General features: G+C 65.5%; 18 protein-coding genes. 7 read left to right on the top strand and 11 right to left on the bottom strand.

From position 1 onward, the window contains the following. Nucleotides 1–162 precede the first annotated feature (162 nt). A complete protein-coding gene (locus HMPREF2914_RS08395) occupies nt 163–1,392 on the top strand; it encodes a CaiB/BaiF CoA transferase family protein (protein WP_023443493.1) in 1,230 nt (409 codons plus the stop codon). Between the two features lie 185 nt (nt 1,393–1,577). Here HMPREF2914_RS08395 and HMPREF2914_RS08390 read toward each other — a convergent pair whose 3' ends face one another. Further along, nucleotides 1,578–1,862, bottom strand: a complete 285-nt coding sequence (locus tag HMPREF2914_RS08390) for a DUF3509 domain-containing protein (RefSeq protein ID WP_003092618.1) — start codon at nt 1,860–1,862, stop codon at nt 1,578–1,580. 306 nt (nt 1,863–2,168) lie between these two features. Here HMPREF2914_RS08390 and HMPREF2914_RS08385 point away from each other — a divergent pair, with 306 nt between their 5' ends. Next, nucleotides 2,169–3,179, top strand: a complete 1,011-nt coding sequence (locus HMPREF2914_RS08385; protein ID WP_023092555.1) for a poly(ethylene terephthalate) hydrolase family protein — start codon at nt 2,169–2,171, stop codon at nt 3,177–3,179. 53 nt (nt 3,180–3,232) lie between these two features. Here the strand turns inward: HMPREF2914_RS08385 and thrC are convergent, their stop codons facing one another. From thrC to xerD, 4 genes are all read right to left on the bottom strand, one after another. Then, nucleotides 3,233–4,642, bottom strand: coding sequence for a threonine synthase (gene thrC / locus HMPREF2914_RS08380; protein WP_003092622.1), 1,410 nt, complete (start codon nt 4,640–4,642; stop codon nt 3,233–3,235). 52 nt (nt 4,643–4,694) lie between these two features. Further along, entirely contained in the window at nt 4,695–5,999 is a 1,305-nt protein-coding gene (locus HMPREF2914_RS08375) for a homoserine dehydrogenase (protein ID WP_003109642.1), read from the bottom strand. Between the two features lie 213 nt (nt 6,000–6,212). Then, nucleotides 6,213–6,941 (bottom strand): bifunctional protein-disulfide isomerase/oxidoreductase DsbC, encoded by a 729-nt coding sequence (gene dsbC, locus HMPREF2914_RS08370; RefSeq protein WP_003092626.1) that lies wholly within the window; start codon nt 6,939–6,941, stop codon nt 6,213–6,215. Nucleotides 6,942–7,067: 126 nt separating this feature from the next. Further along, nucleotides 7,068–7,964: a site-specific tyrosine recombinase XerD gene (xerD, locus tag HMPREF2914_RS08365; protein WP_023092554.1), complete on the bottom strand. Its 897-nt coding sequence runs from the start codon at nt 7,962–7,964 to the stop codon at nt 7,068–7,070. Nucleotides 7,965–8,178: 214 nt separating this feature from the next. Here xerD and HMPREF2914_RS08360 point away from each other — a divergent pair, with 214 nt between their 5' ends. Together HMPREF2914_RS08360 and HMPREF2914_RS08355 are read left to right on the top strand one after the other, a co-directional pair. After that, on the top strand, nt 8,179–10,014 hold the full coding sequence (locus HMPREF2914_RS08360; protein WP_003109643.1) for a cation:proton antiporter: 1,836 nt from the start codon (nt 8,179–8,181) through the stop codon (nt 10,012–10,014). 112 nt (nt 10,015–10,126) lie between these two features. Continuing rightward, complete coding sequence (locus tag HMPREF2914_RS08355; protein ID WP_003092633.1) at nt 10,127–10,813, top strand: cyclic di-GMP-binding domain-containing protein, MshE-related; 687 nt, start codon at nt 10,127–10,129, stop codon at nt 10,811–10,813. A gap of 69 nt (nt 10,814–10,882) precedes the next feature. Here the strand turns inward: HMPREF2914_RS08355 and HMPREF2914_RS08350 are convergent, their stop codons facing one another. The 6 genes from HMPREF2914_RS08350 to ffh all read right to left on the bottom strand — a co-directional run bounded on the left by HMPREF2914_RS08350 (nt 10,883) and on the right by ffh (nt 14,994). Further along, nucleotides 10,883–11,308 (bottom strand): acyl-CoA thioesterase, encoded by a 426-nt coding sequence (locus HMPREF2914_RS08350; RefSeq protein ID WP_003092635.1) that lies wholly within the window; start codon nt 11,306–11,308, stop codon nt 10,883–10,885. A gap of 151 nt (nt 11,309–11,459) precedes the next feature. After that, complete coding sequence (gene rplS / locus HMPREF2914_RS08345) at nt 11,460–11,810, bottom strand: 50S ribosomal protein L19 (protein WP_003092637.1); 351 nt, start codon at nt 11,808–11,810, stop codon at nt 11,460–11,462. Between the two features lie 41 nt (nt 11,811–11,851). After that, a complete protein-coding gene (gene trmD / locus HMPREF2914_RS08340; RefSeq protein ID WP_003119312.1) occupies nt 11,852–12,610 on the bottom strand; it encodes a tRNA (guanosine(37)-N1)-methyltransferase TrmD in 759 nt (252 codons plus the stop codon). 6 nt (nt 12,611–12,616) lie between these two features. Beyond that, the gene (gene rimM, locus HMPREF2914_RS08335; RefSeq protein ID WP_003092640.1) at nt 12,617–13,144 is read right to left on the bottom strand and encodes a ribosome maturation factor RimM; all 528 of its coding nucleotides are present in this window, start codon (nt 13,142–13,144) and stop codon (nt 12,617–12,619) included. 15 nt (nt 13,145–13,159) lie between these two features. Continuing rightward, a complete protein-coding gene (gene rpsP, locus HMPREF2914_RS08330; RefSeq protein ID WP_003092643.1) occupies nt 13,160–13,411 on the bottom strand; it encodes a 30S ribosomal protein S16 in 252 nt (83 codons plus the stop codon). A 209-nt stretch (nt 13,412–13,620) separates the two neighbouring features. Next, nucleotides 13,621–14,994, bottom strand: a complete 1,374-nt coding sequence (gene ffh, locus HMPREF2914_RS08325; protein WP_003092645.1) for a signal recognition particle protein — start codon at nt 14,992–14,994, stop codon at nt 13,621–13,623. Between the two features lie 300 nt (nt 14,995–15,294). Between ffh and HMPREF2914_RS08320 the strand changes: the two genes are divergently transcribed. The 3 genes from HMPREF2914_RS08320 to HMPREF2914_RS08310 all read left to right on the top strand — a co-directional run bounded on the left by HMPREF2914_RS08320 (nt 15,295) and on the right by HMPREF2914_RS08310 (nt 19,017). After that, the gene (locus tag HMPREF2914_RS08320; protein ID WP_003092649.1) at nt 15,295–16,095 is read left to right on the top strand and encodes a cytochrome C assembly family protein; all 801 of its coding nucleotides are present in this window, start codon (nt 15,295–15,297) and stop codon (nt 16,093–16,095) included. 12 nt (nt 16,096–16,107) lie between these two features. Continuing rightward, the gene (locus HMPREF2914_RS08315; RefSeq protein ID WP_003453700.1) at nt 16,108–17,400 is read left to right on the top strand and encodes an HlyC/CorC family transporter; all 1,293 of its coding nucleotides are present in this window, start codon (nt 16,108–16,110) and stop codon (nt 17,398–17,400) included. A gap of 303 nt (nt 17,401–17,703) precedes the next feature. Then, on the top strand, nt 17,704–19,017 hold the full coding sequence (locus HMPREF2914_RS08310) for an MFS transporter (RefSeq protein WP_003092654.1): 1,314 nt from the start codon (nt 17,704–17,706) through the stop codon (nt 19,015–19,017). Nucleotide 19,018 lies beyond the last annotated feature (1 nt).

Below are 19,018 nucleotides of genomic sequence, written 5' to 3'. Positions count from 1 at the left end.
CCTCCCTGGCTCGGTGTCTGGCGCGCTACATCCTGTATCGACTCCCGCATTAAACCCTCTATGCAAAAGGAATTGAAGGACCGCCGGGCATATCGGGAAAAAACGGGAAACGTCTCACCCTACCGCGGCACCCGCCCGCACCGACGGCAAATGCTCTAGGCTATGCGCACACTGCAGCCTGACGGACACCGCATGGAACATTCGCCCAAACCGCTGGCCGGCCTGAAGGTGGTCGAGCTCGGCACCCTGATCGCCGGCCCTTTCGCCTCGCGGATCTGCGCCGAGTTCGGCGCCGAAGTGATCAAGATCGAGTCGCCCGACGGCGGCGACCCACTGCGCAAGTGGCGCAAGCTCTACGAAGGCACCTCGCTGTGGTGGTTCGTTCAGGCACGCAACAAGAAATCCCTGACCCTCAATCTCAAGCACACCGAAGGCCAGGCGATCCTGAAACGCCTGCTCGGCGATGCCGACATCCTGATCGAGAACTTCCGCCCCGGCGTACTGGAAAAGCTCGGCCTGGGCTGGGATGTCCTCCACGCGCTGAACCCGCGCCTGGTGATGGTGCGCCTGTCGGGCTTCGGCCAGACCGGCCCCTACAAGGACCAGCCGGGCTTCGGCGCGGTCGGCGAGTCGATGGGCGGACTGCGCTACATTACCGGCTTCGAGGACCGCCCGCCGGTTCGCACCGGGATTTCCATCGGCGACTCGATCGCCGCCCTGTGGGGCGTGATCGGCGCGCTGATGGCGCTGCGACACCGCGAGGTCAACGGCGGCGAGGGACAGATGGTCGACGTCGCCCTCTACGAGGCGATCTTCGCCATGATGGAAAGCATGGTTCCGGAATTCGACGTGTTCGGTTTCATCCGCGAGCGCACCGGCAACATCATGCCAGGCATCACCCCCTCCTCCATCCACACCAGCGCCGATGGCCGCCACGTACAGATCGGCGCCAACGGCGACGCGATCTTCCGCCGCTTCATGCAGGCCATCGGCCGCGACGACCTGGCCAGCGACCCGCGACTGGCCAGCAACGACGGGCGCGATGCGCGCCGCGACGAACTCTATGGGGTTATCGACCGCTGGGTCGCCTCGCAGCCCCTGGAGGAAGTGCTGGCGGTGCTGGCGCGAGCCGAAGTCCCGGCCAGCCGCATCTACTCCGCCGAAGACATGTTCCGCGATCCGCAATTCCTTGCCCGCGAGATGTTCCTCTCGGCACGCTTGCCGGACGGTAAGCCATTCCGCATGCCTGGCATCGTGCCCAAGCTGTCCGCCACGCCAGGCTCGGCGGATTGGGTAGGCCCGGAACTGGGCGAGCATACCGATGCCCTGCTCGCCGAGCTGGGCTACGACAGCGAGGGCATCGCCGCCCTGCGCCGGGAAGGCGCCATCTGAACGGTACGCGGAGCCCTTCATCGGTGCTCCGCGGACAGGGCGGCCCCCTCTCCCCCTATCTAGCAAGGGAGAAGGGGTTATCCGCACGCTTCCACGAGCATGGCGCCATCCGGCAAGAGCCGCTGCACCGGCGCGCGCCTTCGCCTGACCGCCCGATGCGCAACGCGCCCTCGAACGAGACGGCGCTAGCGCGACGAATACAGCAGCACGTGATCCCGCTCGCGGAAGGTCGCCAGCACGTCTTCCTCCATCCGCCCGACCAGCACCTGCAATTCGCGGCGAATGGTCTGCACGGCATCCTCGAGATAGCTTTCGTCGTTCAACTGCACCTTGGCGATGACCCGCTGCAACAGGGTTTCCCCCTGCGGATCGACCAGCGTGACCACCCGTCCGCCATCGGGCCGGGGCTGGCTGAGGGTGAAGGGATGGGGAGCGAAGGCATCGGCCAGTCGTTGCTTCAGGCTGTCCAAATCAGGTCTCCTGTTTCGACGATAAGACTCGTCAAAGACCGAAAAAACGCGAATAGGGTTCGTCGATGCAAGCATTTACCGGACTAACGGCAGCATCTGGCGAAAGGCCACGAGCCGGCGCAAATAGCCATTCGAGCTGAGCCAGGCCAACGCAACGATCAGCCCGCTATAAGGAAAGCACCGGGAAAAACTCCAACCATCCCACCCTCGCGCAACGCCTTCACCTGCTTGAAATTGCAGTATCCGGCGCGTCCGTCAGGCAGTAACAACGAGACTTCCCTCTGCGTGTCGAACAGCGAGGATCTCATGACTGCCTTCGCATCCCCCCGCGGCGCCTGGCGCGCCTTCATCCTCGCGCTGGCATTCGCCGCCGGCACGGCACAGGGCTCACTGCTGTTCGGCGCCGTCGGCCTGGCCAACGACCAGTACGCGCGTCCGGTCGCCGACACCGAGATCGCCAGCACCGCCGTGCTCGCCGATTGCCGTGGCTTCGTCGGGACCATCGCCAGGATCGTCCTGCTGGACGGCTCGATCCGCTGCAACGAGGCTTTCCCCTATGGCTTCGCCAGCCCGATCAGTACCAGCGTCTACTATCCGGCGGACATCGCCGCGTCCGACGCCAAGCTTCCGGTCATCACCTTCGTCGGCGGCATACTTTCCAACGCCGGCAACTATCACGAACTGATGAAGCTATGGGCCAGCCACGGCTTCATCGTGGTGATCTCTTCCGACTTCATCAACTCCTTCCCGCTGATGCACGCCCTCGGCATCCTCGAGGTCGCGAAACTGGACAGGGACCCGGCCTCGGCCCTGCATGGCCGGGCCGACTTTTCCCGGACGCTGGTCGCCGGGCACTCCGCCGGCGGCCAGGCTACGCTGCAAAGCGCCAGCCTCTCTGCACAAGCCCTGCAACTCATCGAGCCACGGTTGAAGCTGGTCGGCGCCCTGCCGATCGAGCCAGGCCCCCTGGCCATCGGCTCCACGGTAAAGACCCCGACCCTGCTGCTGACCGGACTGGCCGATGTGGTCGTACCGCCGCTCAGTTGGCCGATCCTCTGGCAGGGCCCGTTGATCCGCGACGTGCCCGCCTGGGGCGCCACGGCCACCACGGCGACCCACTTCAGCCCGCTGCGACAGATCGAGCACAACGAGTTCGCCGGCATCAGCGTCGCCTGGGCGCTGTACCAGGGAAAGAACGATGCCCAGGCCCGCGACTATTTCGTCGGGCGCTACTACAAGCTGGCCAGCGACATCCAGTTCAACGATCCGCTGAGACTGCTCCGCCCCTCGCGCAACAAACTCGCCGCCGCCCTTTGAGAAGACATGAAAAAGCCCGCCATCAAGGCGGGCTTTTTCCCTTCACGACAGGCTCAGAGCGGCTTGCCGCGATTGCCGTGCTGGCTGACGAAAGCCTGTACCTTGGCCAGCTCGTTCGGCAATACGGTGCAGCGCTCCTCGCGCTCGAACAGGTCGGCGAGGTGCGCAGGCAGCGCCGGCGCCTGGCCGATGCCGGCCTTCTCCACCGCTTCGGGGAACTTGACCGGATGCGCAGTGCCCAGGGTCACCATCGGCACGCTCAGGCTGCGCCGGCATTCGCGGGCGGCACGCACGCCAATGGCGGTGTGCGGGTCGAGCAACTCGCCACAGGAGCGGTATACCTCGGCGATGGTCTCGCAGGTCTGCTCGTCGCTGACCGCCAGGGAGTCGAACAGCTTGCGCGCCTCGGTCCAGCGCTGGTCTTCCACCGACAGCTTGCCGCTGGCCTTGAAGGCATCCAGCAGTTCGGCGACGGCCTTGCCGTTGCGGCCGTGCAGGTCGAACAGCAGGCGTTCGAAGTTGGACGAGACCATGATATCCATCGACGGCGACAGCGAGGGATGCAGGGTGTCCTTGTCGTAGCGGTTGCCGCTCATGAAGCGGTGCAGGATGTCGTTGCGGTTGGTCGCGACGATCAGTTGGCTGACCGGCAGGCCCATGTTGCGCGCCAGGTAGCCGGCGAAGATGTCGCCGAAGTTGCCGGTCGGCACCGAGAACGCCACCGAGCGATGCGGCGCGCCGAGCTGCAGCGCGGCATGGAAGTAGTAGACGATCTGGGCCATGATCCGCGCCCAGTTGATCGAGTTCACCGCTACCAGGCGGGTACCCTTGAGGAAGCCCTGGTCGGCGAAGCTGGCCTTGACCATCTCCTGGCAGTCGTCGAAGTTGCCTTCGATGGCGATGTTGTGGATGTTGTCGCCGAGGATGGTGGTCATCTGCCGGCGCTGCACCTCGGACACGCGGTTGTGCGGGTGCATGATGAAGATGTCGACGTTGTCGCAACGGCGGCAGCCTTCGATGGCCGCGGAGCCGGTATCGCCGGAGGTGGCCCCCATGATCACCACGCGCTCGCCGCGCTTGGCCAGCACATGGTCGAGCAGGCGGCCGAGCAGTTGCAGGGCGAAGTCCTTGAAGGCCAGGGTCGGGCCGTGGAACAGCTCCAGCACCCATTCGTTGCCGTTCAACTGGCGCAGCGGCGCCACTGCGTCATGGGCGAAGACGCCATAGGTTTCCTCGAGGATCTTCTTGAAGTCGGCATCGGCGATGCTGCCGGCGACGAACGGGCGCATCACCCGGAAGGCCAGCTCGTGGTAGGGCAGGCCGACCCAGGAGGCGATCTCCTCGAGGGTGAAGCGTGGCAGGTTTTCCGGGACGTAGAGGCCGCCGTCGCTGGCCAGGCCGGCGAGGAGGACATCTTCGAAGTTCAGGGCGGGCGCTTGGCCGCGGGTGCTGATGTAACGCATGTTCAAAACCTTCGCTGTTGACGCGGGCCCGCGAACGGCGCCCGGCGTTCGATCAATTCAGTTGTTCGACACGGATACGGACCACCGGCCCGGACACGCCTTCCAGCGCTTCCAGGGCGGCGATGGCATCGTTGATGCGTTGTTCGATGACCCGGTGGGTAACCAGGATCATCGGCACCAGGCCGTCCTGTTCCTCGGCCTCCTTCTGCATGATCGATTCGATGTTGATGCCGCGCTCGGACAGGATGGTGGCCACCTGGGCCAGTACGCCCGGGTGGTCCTTGGCCTGGATGCGCAGGTAGTAGGCGCTTTCGCAGGCTTCGATCGGCAGGATCGGGTGGTCGGACAGCGCGTCCGGCTGGAATGCCAGGTGCGGTACGCGGTTCTCCGGATCGGAGGTCATGGCGCGGACCACGTCGACGAGGTCGGCCACCACCGAGGAAGCGGTCGGCTCCATGCCGGCACCGGCGCCGTAGTAGAGGGTCGAGCCGACGGCGTCGCCGTTGACCATCACCGCGTTCATCACGCCGTTGACGTTGGCGATCAGGCGATCCGAGGGAATCAGGGTCGGGTGCACGCGCAGCTCAAAGCCGCTCTCGGTGCGACGCGCCACGCCCAGGTGCTTGATGCGATAGCCGAGGGCGTCGGCGTAGTTGACGTCGGCGCTGGTCAGTTTCGAGATGCCTTCGGTGTAGGCCTTGTCGAACTGCAGCGGAATGCCGAAGGCGATCGAGGCGAGGATGGTCAGCTTGTGGGCGGCGTCGATGCCTTCCACGTCGAAGGTCGGGTCGGCCTCGGCATAGCCCAGGGCCTGGGCCTCGGCGAGCACGTCGGGGAAGGTACGGCCCTTCTCGCGCATTTCGCTGAGGATGAAGTTGCCGGTACCGTTGATGATCCCGGCCAGCCAGTTGATGCGGTTGGCCGACAGCCCCTCGCGGATCGCCTTGATCACCGGGATGCCGCCGGCGACAGCGGCCTCGAAGGCGACGATCACGCCCTTCTCGCGGGCCTTGGCGAAGATCTCGTTGCCGTGCACGGCGATCAGCGCCTTGTTCGCGGTGACCACGTGCTTGCCGTTCTCGATGGCCTTGAGCACCAGCTCGTGGGCCAGGGTGTAGCCGCCGATCAACTCGACGACCACGTCGATCTCGGGATTGCACGCTACGTCGAAGATATCGGCGGTGATGGGGGTCGCACCGGTATCGCACTTCGGGTTCGGCCGGCGGGCGGCGATCTGCGCAACCTCGATACCGCGCCCGGCACGGCGGGCAATCTCCTCGGCGTTGCGTTCGAGTACATTGAAGGTACCGCCACCGACGGTCCCCAACCCACAGATGCCTACTTTGACCGGTTTCACGCTGGAACTCCCCATCTCACCTACGACGGCCGGACGCGCCGGCCTGCTATGGTTCCCCGATCGAATCGAGGTTGACGCGACCACTGTACGGGCCACGACACATCCTGGCGATGGATTCCGCCAGCGGGCGACGGAAATCGCCAATGATGAAAACAAAAGAGCCGCACATTACGAAGCGGCTCTTTATTAGTCAATTGTTCGGCAGACCCGGCGCTATTTGGCCTCCAGCGCCAGCTTGGCCAACTGCTTGGCCGGCTGGTAGCCGGGGAGCAACTGGCCGTTGGCGAGGACGATCGCCGGCGTTCCCTGCACCCCGACCATCTGGCCCATCTGGAACTGCTTGTCGACCGGGTTCTTGCACTCGGAAGACTTGATCTCCTTGCCGTTCATCATGGCGTCCATCGCCTTGGTCGGCTCCTTCGCACACCAGACCGCCTGCAGTTGCTTGTCGCCCGCCGACTGCGGCCCCTGGCGCGGGAACGCCATGTAGCGCACCTCGATCCCCTGCTCGGTCAGGTCCGGCACCTCGGCATGCAGCTTCTGGCAGTACGGGCAGGTGGTATCGGTGAACACCGTGATGTGCGCCTTGGCCTGGCCCTTGGCCGGATACACCACCATCTCGCTGGCGGGCACGCCGTTGATCGCCTTGGCGATCGCCTGGCTCTCGGCCTTCTCGGTCAGGTTGACCGGCTTGCCGTCCTTCACCTGGTAGAGGTAGCCCTGCATGACGAACTGGCCGTCGGCGCTGGCGTAGAGCACCCGGCCGCCCTTCAGCTGCACCTGGTAGAGCCCCTGCAGCGGGCTGCTGGCGATGGAGTCGATGGGCAGGTCCGGTTGCAGGGCCTGCAGGGTCTTGCGGATGTTCTGATCGGCATTGTCTGCCAGGGCCAGGGTACTCATCAGGCCGAGGGCGGCAGCAGCCAGAAAACGGGTCACGCGCATGTGTCACTCCTGTCGTGCGGTCGGCGAAGCCTACCATAGACCGCTATCCCGACGGGCCCGACGCTTGTCGCAGAACGCTACGAAAGCGCCTCTTTTCGGATAGGTACGGATTTTTCGGACAAAGCGTCAGCCTCGCGGGTGGTGGCGTGCGTGCAGATCCTGGAGGCGGGCCCGGGCGATATGGGTATAGATCTGGGTGGTCGACAGGTCGCTGTGGCCGAGCAGCATCTGCACCACCCGCAGGTCGGCGCCATGGTTGAGCAGGTGGGTGGCGAAGGCGTGGCGCAGGGTGTGCGGCGAAATCGACGTGCCGATCGCCGCCACCTGCGCGTGATGCTTGATGCGATGCCAGAAGGTCTGGCGGGTCATCTGTTCGCCGCGCAGGCTGGGGAACAGCACGTCGCTGGGCCGCCCGCCGAGCAGGTCGCCGCGGGCCTCGCGCAGGTAGCGTTCGAGCCAGCCGATGGCTTCCTCGCCGAGCGGCACCAGGCGCTCCTTGCTGCCCTTGCCGAAGACCTTGACCACGCCCTGGCGCAGGTTGACCTGCTCCAGGGTCAGGCCGACCAGTTCGCTGACCCGCAGGCCGCAGGCATACAGCACTTCGAGCATGGTGCGATCGCGCAGGCCCAGCGGGTCGTCGACTTCCGGCGCCGCCAGCAATGCCTCGACGTCCGCTTCGGAGAGGGATTTCGGCAACGGCTTGCCCAGTTGCGGCAGCTCCACCTGCAAGGTGGGATCCTCGGCGATCAGGCCATCGCGCAGGCAATAGCGGTAGAAGCCACGCAGGCCGGAGAGAAAGCGCGCGGTCGAGCGAGCCTTGTAGCCCTGTTCCAGGCGCCAGGCCAGGTGATCGAGGATGGCGTCGCGGCCGATGCCCTCCAGGCGCAGCCCGCGGCCATCGAGCCAGGCGTTGAACTGCTGGAGGTCGTTGCGATAAGCCTCGCGGGTGTTGTCGGCAAGGCCTTTTTCCAGCCACAGGGCATCGAGGAAACGGTCGATCAGGGGATGTTCGAGGGTACTCATGGATGAAGGCTGCGAACCAAATGAAAGCGCGGCTAGTCTTTCATAGCCTGGGCGCTATCGCGAGCGTTGGCCGTCATCGCCACGTAATGGTTAGTCAGGCCGGTCGACAGGAGGTCGGCCGGCTTCCCGTGCCCGCGGGAAAAAGCGGAGCCATGTGGCTCGATGGTTCGCCCCGGCTCAGGACGAGCGGAGCGACGCTGACAAGGAATCCTCGATGGACCAGAACGCTATCCTGCTCGCCCTCGGCGGCATCGGTGCCGCCGCCCTGCTCAGTCAATGGCTGGCCTGGCGCCTGCGCCTGCCAGCCATTCTTTTCCTGCTGCTGTCCGGGATCGTCGCCGGCCCCCTGCTCGGCTGGCTCGATCCGGACGAGATGTTCGGCCCCCTGCTGTTCCCACTGGTATCCCTGGCAGTGGCGCTGATCCTCTTCGAGGGCAGCCTGACCCTGCATTTCAGCGAATGGAAGGAAATCGGCACCGTGGTGCACCGAATGGTGACCATCGGCGCGCTCTCGACCTGGGGCGTGATCGCCCTGGCCGCCCACTACCTGCTCGACTTCAGCTGGGAAATGGCCCTGCTGTTCGGCACCCTGACCCTGGTCACCGGGCCCACGGTGATCGTCCCGATGCTGCGGGTGGTCCGGCCCAAGGCCGCGGTGGCGAACATCCTGCGCTGGGAAGGCATCGTCATCGATCCCATCGGCGCCCTGCTGGCGGTAGTGGTGTACAGCTTCATCATCTCCAGCGGCGAAGGCGACGGCTGGCTGCACAGCCTGCAGACCTTCGGCGGGGTGATCCTCTGCGGCAGCCTGTTCGGCATCCTCGGCGGCTGGGCGCTGGGCATCGTCCTGCGCCGCCACTGGCTGCCGGACTACCTGCACAACCTGGCGACGCTGGCCGCGGTGCTGGGCGTGTTCATCGCCTCGAACCGGGTGATGCACGAATCCGGACTGCTCGCCGTCACCCTGATGGGCATGGGCCTGGCCAACATGAAGGGCGTCGACGTACGGCAGATCCTGCACTTCAAGGAAAACCTCAGCGTCCTGCTGATTTCCGGCCTGTTCATCCTCCTGGCCGCACGCCTGGACATCAATGCCCTGCTCGGCCTGGGCCCGGCGGCGCTGCTGGTGTTGCTGCTGATCCAGTTCGTCGCCCGTCCGCTGAACGTGGCGCTGTCGACCTGGGGTTCGCCGCTGAGCTGGCGCGAGCGCGCCCTGCTCAGCTGGATCGCCCCGCGCGGGATCGTCGCCGCGGCGGTCTCGGCGATCTTCGCCATCCGCCTGGGCGCCGAAGGCCATGCCCAGGCGGCGCTGCTGGTGCCACTGACCTTCCTGGTGATCATCGGCACGGTGGTCCTGCAAAGCGCCACCGCCCGCCCCCTGGCGCGCCTGCTGAAGGTCGCCGAGCCCTCGCCCAGCGGCTACCTGATCGTCGGCGCCAATCCGGTCGGGCGCGCCATCGGCAAGGCCCTGAAGAGCCTCGGCAGCCGCGTGCTGCTGACTGATTCGAGCTGGGAAAACATCCGCGCCGCCCGCATGGACAACCTGCCCACCTATTTCGGCAACCCCACCTCGCAGCACGCCGAAGCCCACCTCGACCTGGTCGGCATCGGGCATTTGCTGGGGGTTTCTCCGGCCGGCGAGCTGAACACCCTGGCGGCCATGCGCTTCCGCCACGAGTTCGGCCATCGCCAGTTGTTCGGCCTGCCGACCAGCCAGGAAGCCAAGCGTACCGACAAGCACCGCTCCAGCGACGAACACCGTGGCCGCCCGCTTGGCCAGCGACCGCTGACCTACGCGCAGTTCGCCAGCCTGCTGTCGCGCGGCGCCGAAATCCGCACCACCCTGCTCACCGACACCTTCGGCTGGAACGACTACCAGGCGCTGCACGGCGAGTCCGCGATCCTGCTGTTCGCCCGCGATCCAAACGGCAGGATGCACGTCGCCACGCCACAGTCCACGCTGGCGCCGGGCACCGGCTGGACGCTGCTGTCGCTGATCGAGGCGGAACCGTCAGTCAGCAAGTCGCAGGCCACGGAAATCGCCGACTAGACTTCAACGAACCGACGAAAGACCGTCGTCACCCTATCCAAGGTTGGGTGACAAACGAAGCCCACGAAGAGGATGATTGCATCTAGCCATCATCCTCTTTTTTCATCAGGCCATGACCATGTCCAATCAACAACATTCCCGCCTGGGCCAGATCCTGATCAACAAGGGGCTGATTAGCGCCGCCCAACTGGACGCCGCGATCCAGGCGCAGTTGAGCAACCACAAGCGCCTGGGCGAAACCCTGATCGAGCAGGGCCTGCTGAGCGAACGGCAACTGAAGAAGGCGCTGAAGAAGCAGACCAACCTGCGCCTGGCCGCGACCCTGGTCGCCGCCCTGCTCAGTCCGTTCCAGATGGCCAGCGCCGACATCCAGCGCATGCAGCCGCCAGCGGCCATGAGCCGCCAGGAATTGCCGAAGAACCTGCGTCCGCTGACCGACGTCGAGATGAGCAACGTCAACGCCCAGGGCCTCAACGAAAGCCTCGAGGGCCTGTTCCTGAAGGCCGAGGGCGGCGACGGCCTGGCCGCGGTGAAGCAACTGGCGAAGCTGGTGATGCCGGTGCTCGACAGCCTGGAGGCGGAAACCTCGATGAGCGACGTTCGCTACGAAACCGGCAAGACGCAAAGCACGCTCAACCCCGACGGCTCGGTCAACCTGCGCCTGCCGAGCAGTATCGGCGAGGTGCGCTTCGACAATATCCGCATTGCCGGCGCGCCGCGCGAGCAGACGTTCGGCAGCGTCAGCCTGCAACAGATCGACCTGTCCCAGGCTTCCCTGAAGATCAGCCTGCGGCCCTGACCCCAACCCAGGGCCGGATCGTCCGGGGATATGGAAAAGGCACCCCTGGGTGCCTTCTTTCCGCCTGGCTCAAGCCGCCTGGCTGGCCGGGAACCCCGGCAGGACCGGAACCGGCCGCTTTTCGTCGTCGATGGCGACGAAGCTGAACAGGCCGTGTATGGCCTTCTCGCGACCGTCGGCGTACATGCTTTCCAGGTACACCTCGACCTCCACCTTGAGGCTGGTGTTGCCGACCTTGACCACCCGGCCGACCAGTTCGACGATCGAGCCCGCCGGGATCGGGTGGTTGAAGTCGATGCGATCGGTGGAGACGGTCACCAGCGGCAGGCGGCAGAAACGGGTCGCGGTGATGAACGAGACCTCGTCCATCCAGGCCAGCGCAGTCCCGCCGAACAGGGTGTTGTGGTGATTGGTGGTGGGCGGGAATACCGCCTTGGTCACACGGGTTTCGGAAAGCTCGGTGCGACGCAGGATTTCTTGCTCTCTGGGGGTCATGCCACGAATACCGGATGGAGTGGCTGCCTGGGTGCCGCGGATGTTGTACTGGTTATGCGCTGCCGTGGGCAGTAGGAAGCGCCGCCGGAAAGACGAACGCCAGACATGAAAAAAGCAGCCCTCGGGCTGCTTTTCTCGGAGAAGAACCGGATTAGACCAGTTTTTCCTTGATGCGCGCGGCCTTGCCGGACAGGGCGCGGAGGTAGTACAGCTTGGCCTTGCGCACGTCGCCGCGACGCTTGACGCTCAGGCTGTCGACGATCGGGCTGTAGGTCTGGAAGGTACGTTCCACGCCCACGCCGTTGGAGATCTTGCGCACGGTGAAGGCGCTGTTCAGGCCACGGTTGCGCTTGGCGATGACGACGCCTTCGAAGGCCTGCAGACGCTGACGGTCGCCTTCCTTCACCTTGACCTGGACGATCACGGTGTCGCCGGGGGCGAACGCCGGGATCTCTTTGTTCATCTGTTCAGCTTCGATCTGCTGAATGATCTTGTTGGTCATGCTGTGCTCCTAAGACCGGCAATCGGCCAGCCATCGATACGTTAACTATCGTCCCGCTGACGGATGTATTCCGCCAGCAGCTTCTGCTCTTCTCCAGAAAGCGAGCGGCTATCCAGAAGATCGGCGCGTCGTTCCCAGGTCCGCCCAAGGGCCTGCTGCAAACGCCAACGCCGGATGTGTTCATGGTTGCCACTGAGCAACACTTCAGGAACACGTTTGTCCGCATACACCTCGGGTCGGGTGTAGTGCGGGCAGTCGAGCAGGCCATCCGTGAAGGAGTCCTCCTCGGCGGAATCTGCATGACCCAATGCACCGGGCAGCAACCGCGTCACTGCATCGACCAGCACCATGGCCGGCAACTCACCGCCGGACAGGACATAATCGCCGATCGACCATTCTTCATCGACGTGCTCTTCGATGAAGCGCTCGTCGATGCCTTCGTAGCGCCCGGCGATGAGGATCAACGCTTCCTCTTCGGCCAGTTCGCGTACGCCCGCCTGCGTCAGCTGGCGGCCTTGCGGCGAAAGGTAGATCACCTTCGCCTTCCTGCCCCCGGCGGCTTGCCTGGCATCCGCCAGCGCGCCCTCCAGAGGCTTGATCTTCATCACCATGCCAGGGCCACCGCCGAAGGGCCGGTCGTCCACCGTCTGGTGGCGGTCCTCGGTGTAGTCCCGTGGATTCCAGCAGGTCAGCGTGAGCAACCCCTGCTTTACCGCACGGCTGGTGATGCCATAGTCACTGATCGCGCGGAACATCTCCGGAAAGATGCTGACGACGCCCACCCACAAACGCTTGTCCATGGATGATCAGAAGTCCGCGTCCCAGTCCACCCGCATCTCGCCAGCGGCCAGGTCGATCGACAGCACGCACTGCCCGGTGTAGGGCAACAGGCGCTCGCGGTCGTCCAGGCTGCCCGCGCAGGGCTTGACCACCATGACATCGTTGGCACCGGTTTCCAGCAGATGGTCGATCACGCCGAGCAACTGCCCGCCCTGGTCGATCACCTTCAGGCCTTCCAGCTGGTGCCAGTAGTACTCACCTTCCTCGAGAGAGGGCAACTCGCTACGCGGGATGCAGATCTCGTAACCGGTGAAGGTGCGGGCCTCTTCGCGATCGTCGAGCCCCTTGAGCTTGGCGGCCAGGACCTTGCCATGCAGGCGCCCCCTGACCAGCTCGGCCTGCCGAATCTCGCCGTCGCGCCGGAGCGTCCAGCGGCGATAGTCCAGCAGGTTGTCCAACGGGTCGGTAAAGGAATACACCTTCACCTCACCGCGGATGCCGTACACCGAAACGATCTTGCCGATCACGACCAGGTCGTCGGCGGGTGTCGGCATTTCACTCATGACGGCTTAGGCGTTTGCCTTGGCAGCGTCCTTGAGCAGCTGAGCAACGCGCTCAGACGGCTGTGCACCCTGGCCGAGCCAGTAGGTAGCACGCTCCTGGTCGACGGACAGACGCACTTCGCCACCAGTCGCAACCGGGTTGAAGAAACCGATGCGCTCGACGAAGCGACCATCGCGCGCATTGCGGCTGTTGGTCACGGTCAGGTGGTAGAAGGGGCGCTTTTTGGAGCCGCCACGAGCAAGACGGATGGTTACCATGTGAACTTCGTTCCTGTAGTCGGTGCTTGCAAAATGAATGCACGCTGGGCCCACGGCCCGAAAGGCCGCATATTCTAAGGATTATCGGGGAATTTGCAAATCTCTTTTTCGGCCACCCATCGGCCGGCGCGGAGAGCGCGAGAAGCGCGCGGTCCGCCCGCCGGCCGACGGCGCGGAACCGCCGGCGTGGCCAGCGGCCGCGCATCCGATCAAAGCTTGGGCATGCCCCCCGGGAACATGCTGCCCATGCCTCGCATCATCTTGGCCATGCCGCCCTTGGCGGTGACCTTCTTCATCATCTTCTGCATCTGCTTGTGCTGCTTGATCAGCCGGCCGACGTCCTGCACCTGGGTACCGGAGCCAAGGGCGATGCGGCGCTTGCGCGAGCCGCTGATCATTTCCGGATCGCGCCGTTCGCCGGGCGTCATCGAGTTGATGATCGCCTCCATCTGCTTGAACTGTTTCTCCGCAGCGCCCTGGGCATTGCCCATCTGCGCCAGGTTGACCCCGCCGAGCATCGGCAGCTTGTCCATGAGCCCGCCGAGGCCGCCCATGTTCTTCATCTGTTGCAACTGGTCGCGGAAGTCTTCCAGGTCGAAGCCCTTGCCCTTCTTGATCTTCTTCGCCAGCTTCTCGGCCTTGTCGCGGTCGAGGTTCTGCTCGGCCTGTTCGATCAGGCTGAGCACGTCGCCCATGCCGAGGATGCGCGAGGCCACGCGGTCGGGATGGAACGGATCGAGCGCTTCGCTCTTCTCGCCCATGCCGAGGAACTTGATCGGCTTGCCGGTGATGGCCCGCACCGAGAGCGCGGCACCGCCACGCGCGTCGCCGTCGACCTTGGTCAGGACCACGCCGGTCAGCGGCAAGGCGTCATTGAAGGCCTTGGCGGTGTTGGCGGCGTCCTGGCCGGTCATGGCATCGACCACGAACAGGGTTTCCGCCGGCTTGATCGCCGCGTGCACCTGCTTGATCTCGTCCATCATGTCGGCATCGATGTGCAGGCGGCCTGCGGTATCGACGATCACCACGTCGATGAACTTCAGCCTCGCCTCGCGGATCGCCGCCTCGGCGATGGCCACCGGCTTCTGGCTGACGTCGGAAGGGAAGAAGGTTACGCCGACCTCGCCCGCCAGGGTTTCCAGCTGCTTGATCGCGGCGGGACGGTAGACGTCGGCGGAAACCACCATCACCGACTTCTTCTTGCGTTCCTTAAGGAAGCGCGCCAGCTTGCCCGCGGTGGTGGTCTTGCCCGCGCCCTGCAGGCCGGCCATCAGGATCACCGCCGGCGGCGCGACGCTCAGCGCCAGGTCCTCGTTGGCCGCCCCCATCAACTCCTCGAGTTCGGCGCGGACGATCTTCACGAACGCCTGTCCCGGGGTCAGGCTCTTCGAGACCTCGGTGCCGACGGCGCGCTCCTTGACCTTGTTGACGAAGTCCTTGACCACCGGCAGGGCCACGTCGGCCTCGAGCAGGGCCATGCGCACTTCGCGCAGAGTGTCCTTGATGTTGTCCTCGGTCAGCTTGGCCTTGCCGGTGACATGGCGAAGCGTCTGCGAGAGGCGGTCTGTAAGGTTTTCGAACATGCGCGATCCTTCCACGGGGGTTGCGGCAAGCGGCGGATTATAACCAAGAGCGCGTCGCGGGACACGCGATGAAAGACGGAGTGTGTGTCCGGCGACGACCGGAGGCCAGCCTCAAGTCCTTGATTTGCCGATGCGTTCCGTCTTTGCCGAAGCGACTGCCGGGCCAGGAGGTCGCGGCGCCCGCGGCAGGCGGCCCGCCAACCCGGCCACAGGTACGAGAGAACTGTTCGCAACGGCTTTCTCGCGACGCTCGATCTATGCCAAACTCCCTTCCTTTCGGGCCCGCGATTACAAGGACTTATGCATCCCCTGCTGCCCAGCCTCATCGCTGCTGTTCTCTATCTCGGCACCGCCGCCTACCAGGGTGCCTGTGTGTCCAAGCGCACCGCGCCGGGCAAACCCCTGCTGCTCCTGTTCGGACTCCTGGCACTGGTCGCCCACGCCTTCAGCCTCTACCAGCAATTGCTGACCCCGGCCGGCCTGGTGCTGGACTTCTTCAACGCCGCCAGCCTGATCGCCGCCGCGGTAATCCTCCTGACCCTGCTGGCGACCTTGCGGATACCGGTGGAGAACCTGCTCCTCCTTCTATTCCCGCTGGGCGCCCTCACCACCCTGCTGGCGGTACTCATCCCCCACGGCACCGTCGAGCCGATCAACGAACAACCAGGCATCCTGGCCCACATCCTGCTCTCGATCCTGGCCTACGGCCTGCTCACCATCGCGGTGTTCCAGGCGCTCTTGCTGCTGCTCCAGGATTACCGCCTCAAGCACAAGCATCCGTCCGGGCTGATCCGCAACTTCCCGCCCCTGCAAACCATGGAAAGCCTGCTGTTCGGCTTCCTCTGGGGTGGCTGGTCGCTGCTTTCGCTGTCGCTGTTGTCTGGATGGCTGTTCGTCGACAACCTGTTCGCCCAGCACCTGGCGCACAAGACCATCCTGTCCTGCTTCGCCTGGGTGGTCTTCGCCGTGCTCCTCTGGGGTCGCCACCAGCTCGGCTGGCGGGGCCACAAGGCGATCCGCTGGACCCTGGCCGGTTTCTGCCTGTTGATGTTGGCGTACTTCGGCAGCAAGCTGGTGCGGGAATTCATCCTGCACATCTGATGGGCCTCCTTCATGGATGAGCTGCACCCCGGGTACCTGGTCGGCCTGCTGGTTCTCCTGGTCGCCTGCTCGGCGTTCTTCTCCTGCGTCGAGACCGCCCTGCTCAACCTCGACCGTTACCGCCTGCGCCTACAGGCCAAGCAAGGCCTGCGCGGGGCCAGGCGCAGCAGTTGGCTGCTGCTGCACGACGACCGCCTGCGCGGCACCCTGTTGTTCGGCCGCACCCTGGTCAACGTCAGCGCCGCCGCCCTGGCCAGTTGGGCCGCGCTGCACCACTGGGGCGTCATCGGCCTGGCCGTCGCCATCCCCGGCATGACCCTGCTCCTGCTGCTGTTCGGCGCCCTGCTGCCGCGCCGCTACGGCGCCCTTCGCTCGGAACGCGTCGCCCTGCCGCTCAGCCTGCCGCTCCTGATCCTGCAGCGCCTGTGCTGGCCCCTGCTGTGGCTGCTGACCCTGCTGAGCAACGCGCTGCTGCGCCTGCTCGGCGTCGCCGCGGCGGAACAGGACGACAGCGGACGCAGCCGCGACGAAGAGGCCCTGCATCCGGCCGACAATCCCCAGGCCAGCGAGGTCAACCGGCATGACATGCTGCTCGGCCTGCTGGACCTGGAGAAGGTCACGGTCAACGACCTGATGATCCCGCGCAACGAAATCGAAGGCATCGACCTCGACGACGAACTCGAGGTCATCGTCGAGCAGTTGCGCACCACCAGCCACACCCGCCTGCCGGTCTACCGCGACGACGTCAACCAGATCGAAGGGGTCGTGCACATGCGCCAGATCGCGCGCCTGCTGACCCAGGGCCGCCTGACCAAGGAGAATCTCCGCCAGGCCTGCATGGAGCCGTATTTCGTGCCGGAAAGCACGCCGCTGTCGACCCAGCTGGTGAACTTCCAGAAGGAGAAGCGCCGTATCGGCGTGGTGGTCGACGAATATGGCGAGGTGATCGGCATCGTCACGCTGGAGGACATCCTCGAAGAGATCGTCGGCGACTTCAACGACCTCGACAGCCTCGACAACCCGGATATCCAGGCCCAGGAAGACGGCAGCTTCGTCATCGACGGCAGCGCCAACCTGCGCGAGCTGAACAAGTCGCTTGGCTGGCAATTGCCCTGCGACGGCCCGAAGACTCTCAACGGCCTGGTCACCGAAGCCCTGGAGCAGATCCCCGATTGCGCGGTGTGCCTGCGCATCGGCCCCTACTGCCTGGAAATCCAGCAGTCGGCGGAAAACCGTGTGAAAAGCGTGCGCGCCTGGCATCCCCGCGCGCTGACCCCGCTGGTCGAAAGCGACGCCAGCGTCTGATCCGGGATTGCCGAACCCGCCCTGCGGCGCTCTATAATCGACCCCAGCTTATCCAGCCCTGCCGCCGGTTCCGCCGCTACCCGCAGCCCGAGCCCCGGCCAGTCACCCGCCAGTCCCGCCTGCCCGCCCGGCCCCGATGCCGACGGTACCAGCCGGCGCACGGCGCGCAGCCCCATCCTCCCTGCGCGACCGATCTCGTCCGCCCCACCCGGGCGCCGCGCCGCCGCATCGGCGCACTGGCCATAACCATCCGGCCGCACGGAAGCACTCCGTCGTGCCCCGACTGCCAGGGACCTTCCCACCATGACCGCCGCCACCCTCGCCGCCGACGCCGCTCCGGAACCGGCCAACTCGACCACCCGGGTCGCAGTCGCCAGCTTCATCGGCACCGCCATCGAGTTCTACGATTTCTACGTCTATGCCACTGCCGCCGCCCTGGTGATCGGTCCGGTATTCTTCCCGCAGACATCCGGCACCGCGCAGATGCTCAGCGCCTTCCTCACCTTCGGCATCGCCTTCCTCGCCCGTCCGCTGGGCTCGGCGCTGTTCGGCCACTTCGGCGACCGCATCGGGCGCAAGTCGACCCTGGTCGCCTCGCTGCTGCTGATGGGGGTATCCACTACCCTGATCGGCGTCCTCCCCGGCTACGACAGCATCGGCTACTGGGCGCCGTTGCTGCTCTGCGTGCTGCGCTTCGGCCAGGGCCTCGGCCTCGGCGGCGAGTGGGGCGGCGCCGCGCTGCTGGCCACGGAGAACGCGCCGGCCGGCAAGCGCGCCTGGTTCGGCATGTTTCCCCAGCTCGGCCCGTCGATCGGCTTCCTCGCCGCCAACGGCCTGTTCCTGGCCCTGGCGATGCTGCTCAGCGAGGAGCAGTTCCGTGACTGGGGCTGGCGGATCCCGTTCCTGCTCAGCGCGGCGCTGGTCGTGGTCGGCCTCTACGTACGCCTGAAGCTGGCGGAAACCCCGGTGTTCGCCAAGGCCATGGCCAAGCACGAGAGGGTCCGCCTGCCGATCGCCGAGCTGTTCGCCCAGCACTGGCGGCCGACCCTGCTCGGCGCCCTGGCGATGGTGGTGTGTTATGCGCTGTTCTATATCTCCACGGTGTTCTCGCTGAGCTACGGGGTGGCCAGCCTCGGCTTCAGCCGCGAGGAGTTCCTTGGTCTGCTGTGCCTCGCGGTGCTCTTCATGGCCGCCGCCACGCCGCTGTCGGCCTGGCTCAGCGACCGCTTCGGACGCAAGCCGGTACTGCTGCTCGGCAGCCTGGCGGCGATCGCCTCCGGCTTCGCCATGGAGCCGCTGCTCAGCCAGGGCTCGACGTTCAGCGTCGCCCTGTTCCTCTGCATCGAGCTGTTCCTGATGGGGGTCACCTTCGCCCCGATGGGCGCGCTGCTGCCGGAAATATTCCCCACCCACGTGCGCTACACCGGCGCGTCGGCGGCCTACAACCTGGGCGGCATTCTCGGCGCCTCGGTGGCGCCCTATATCGCCCAGAAGCTGGTCGGCATCGGCGGCCTGGGCTGGGTCGGCGGCTACGTCTCCGCAGCGGCGCTGCTCAGCCTGCTGGCGGTGCTGTGCCTGAAGGAAACCCGCGACAACGACCTCGGCGCAGTGTCCTGAG

It is taken from the genome of Pseudomonas sp. HMSC067G02, from assembly GCF_001813485.1.
Classification (GTDB): domain Bacteria; phylum Pseudomonadota; class Gammaproteobacteria; order Pseudomonadales; family Pseudomonadaceae; genus Pseudomonas; species Pseudomonas aeruginosa.
Note: the sequence above shows the minus strand (reverse complement) of the source record. Positions and strands in the feature narration are given on the sequence as shown.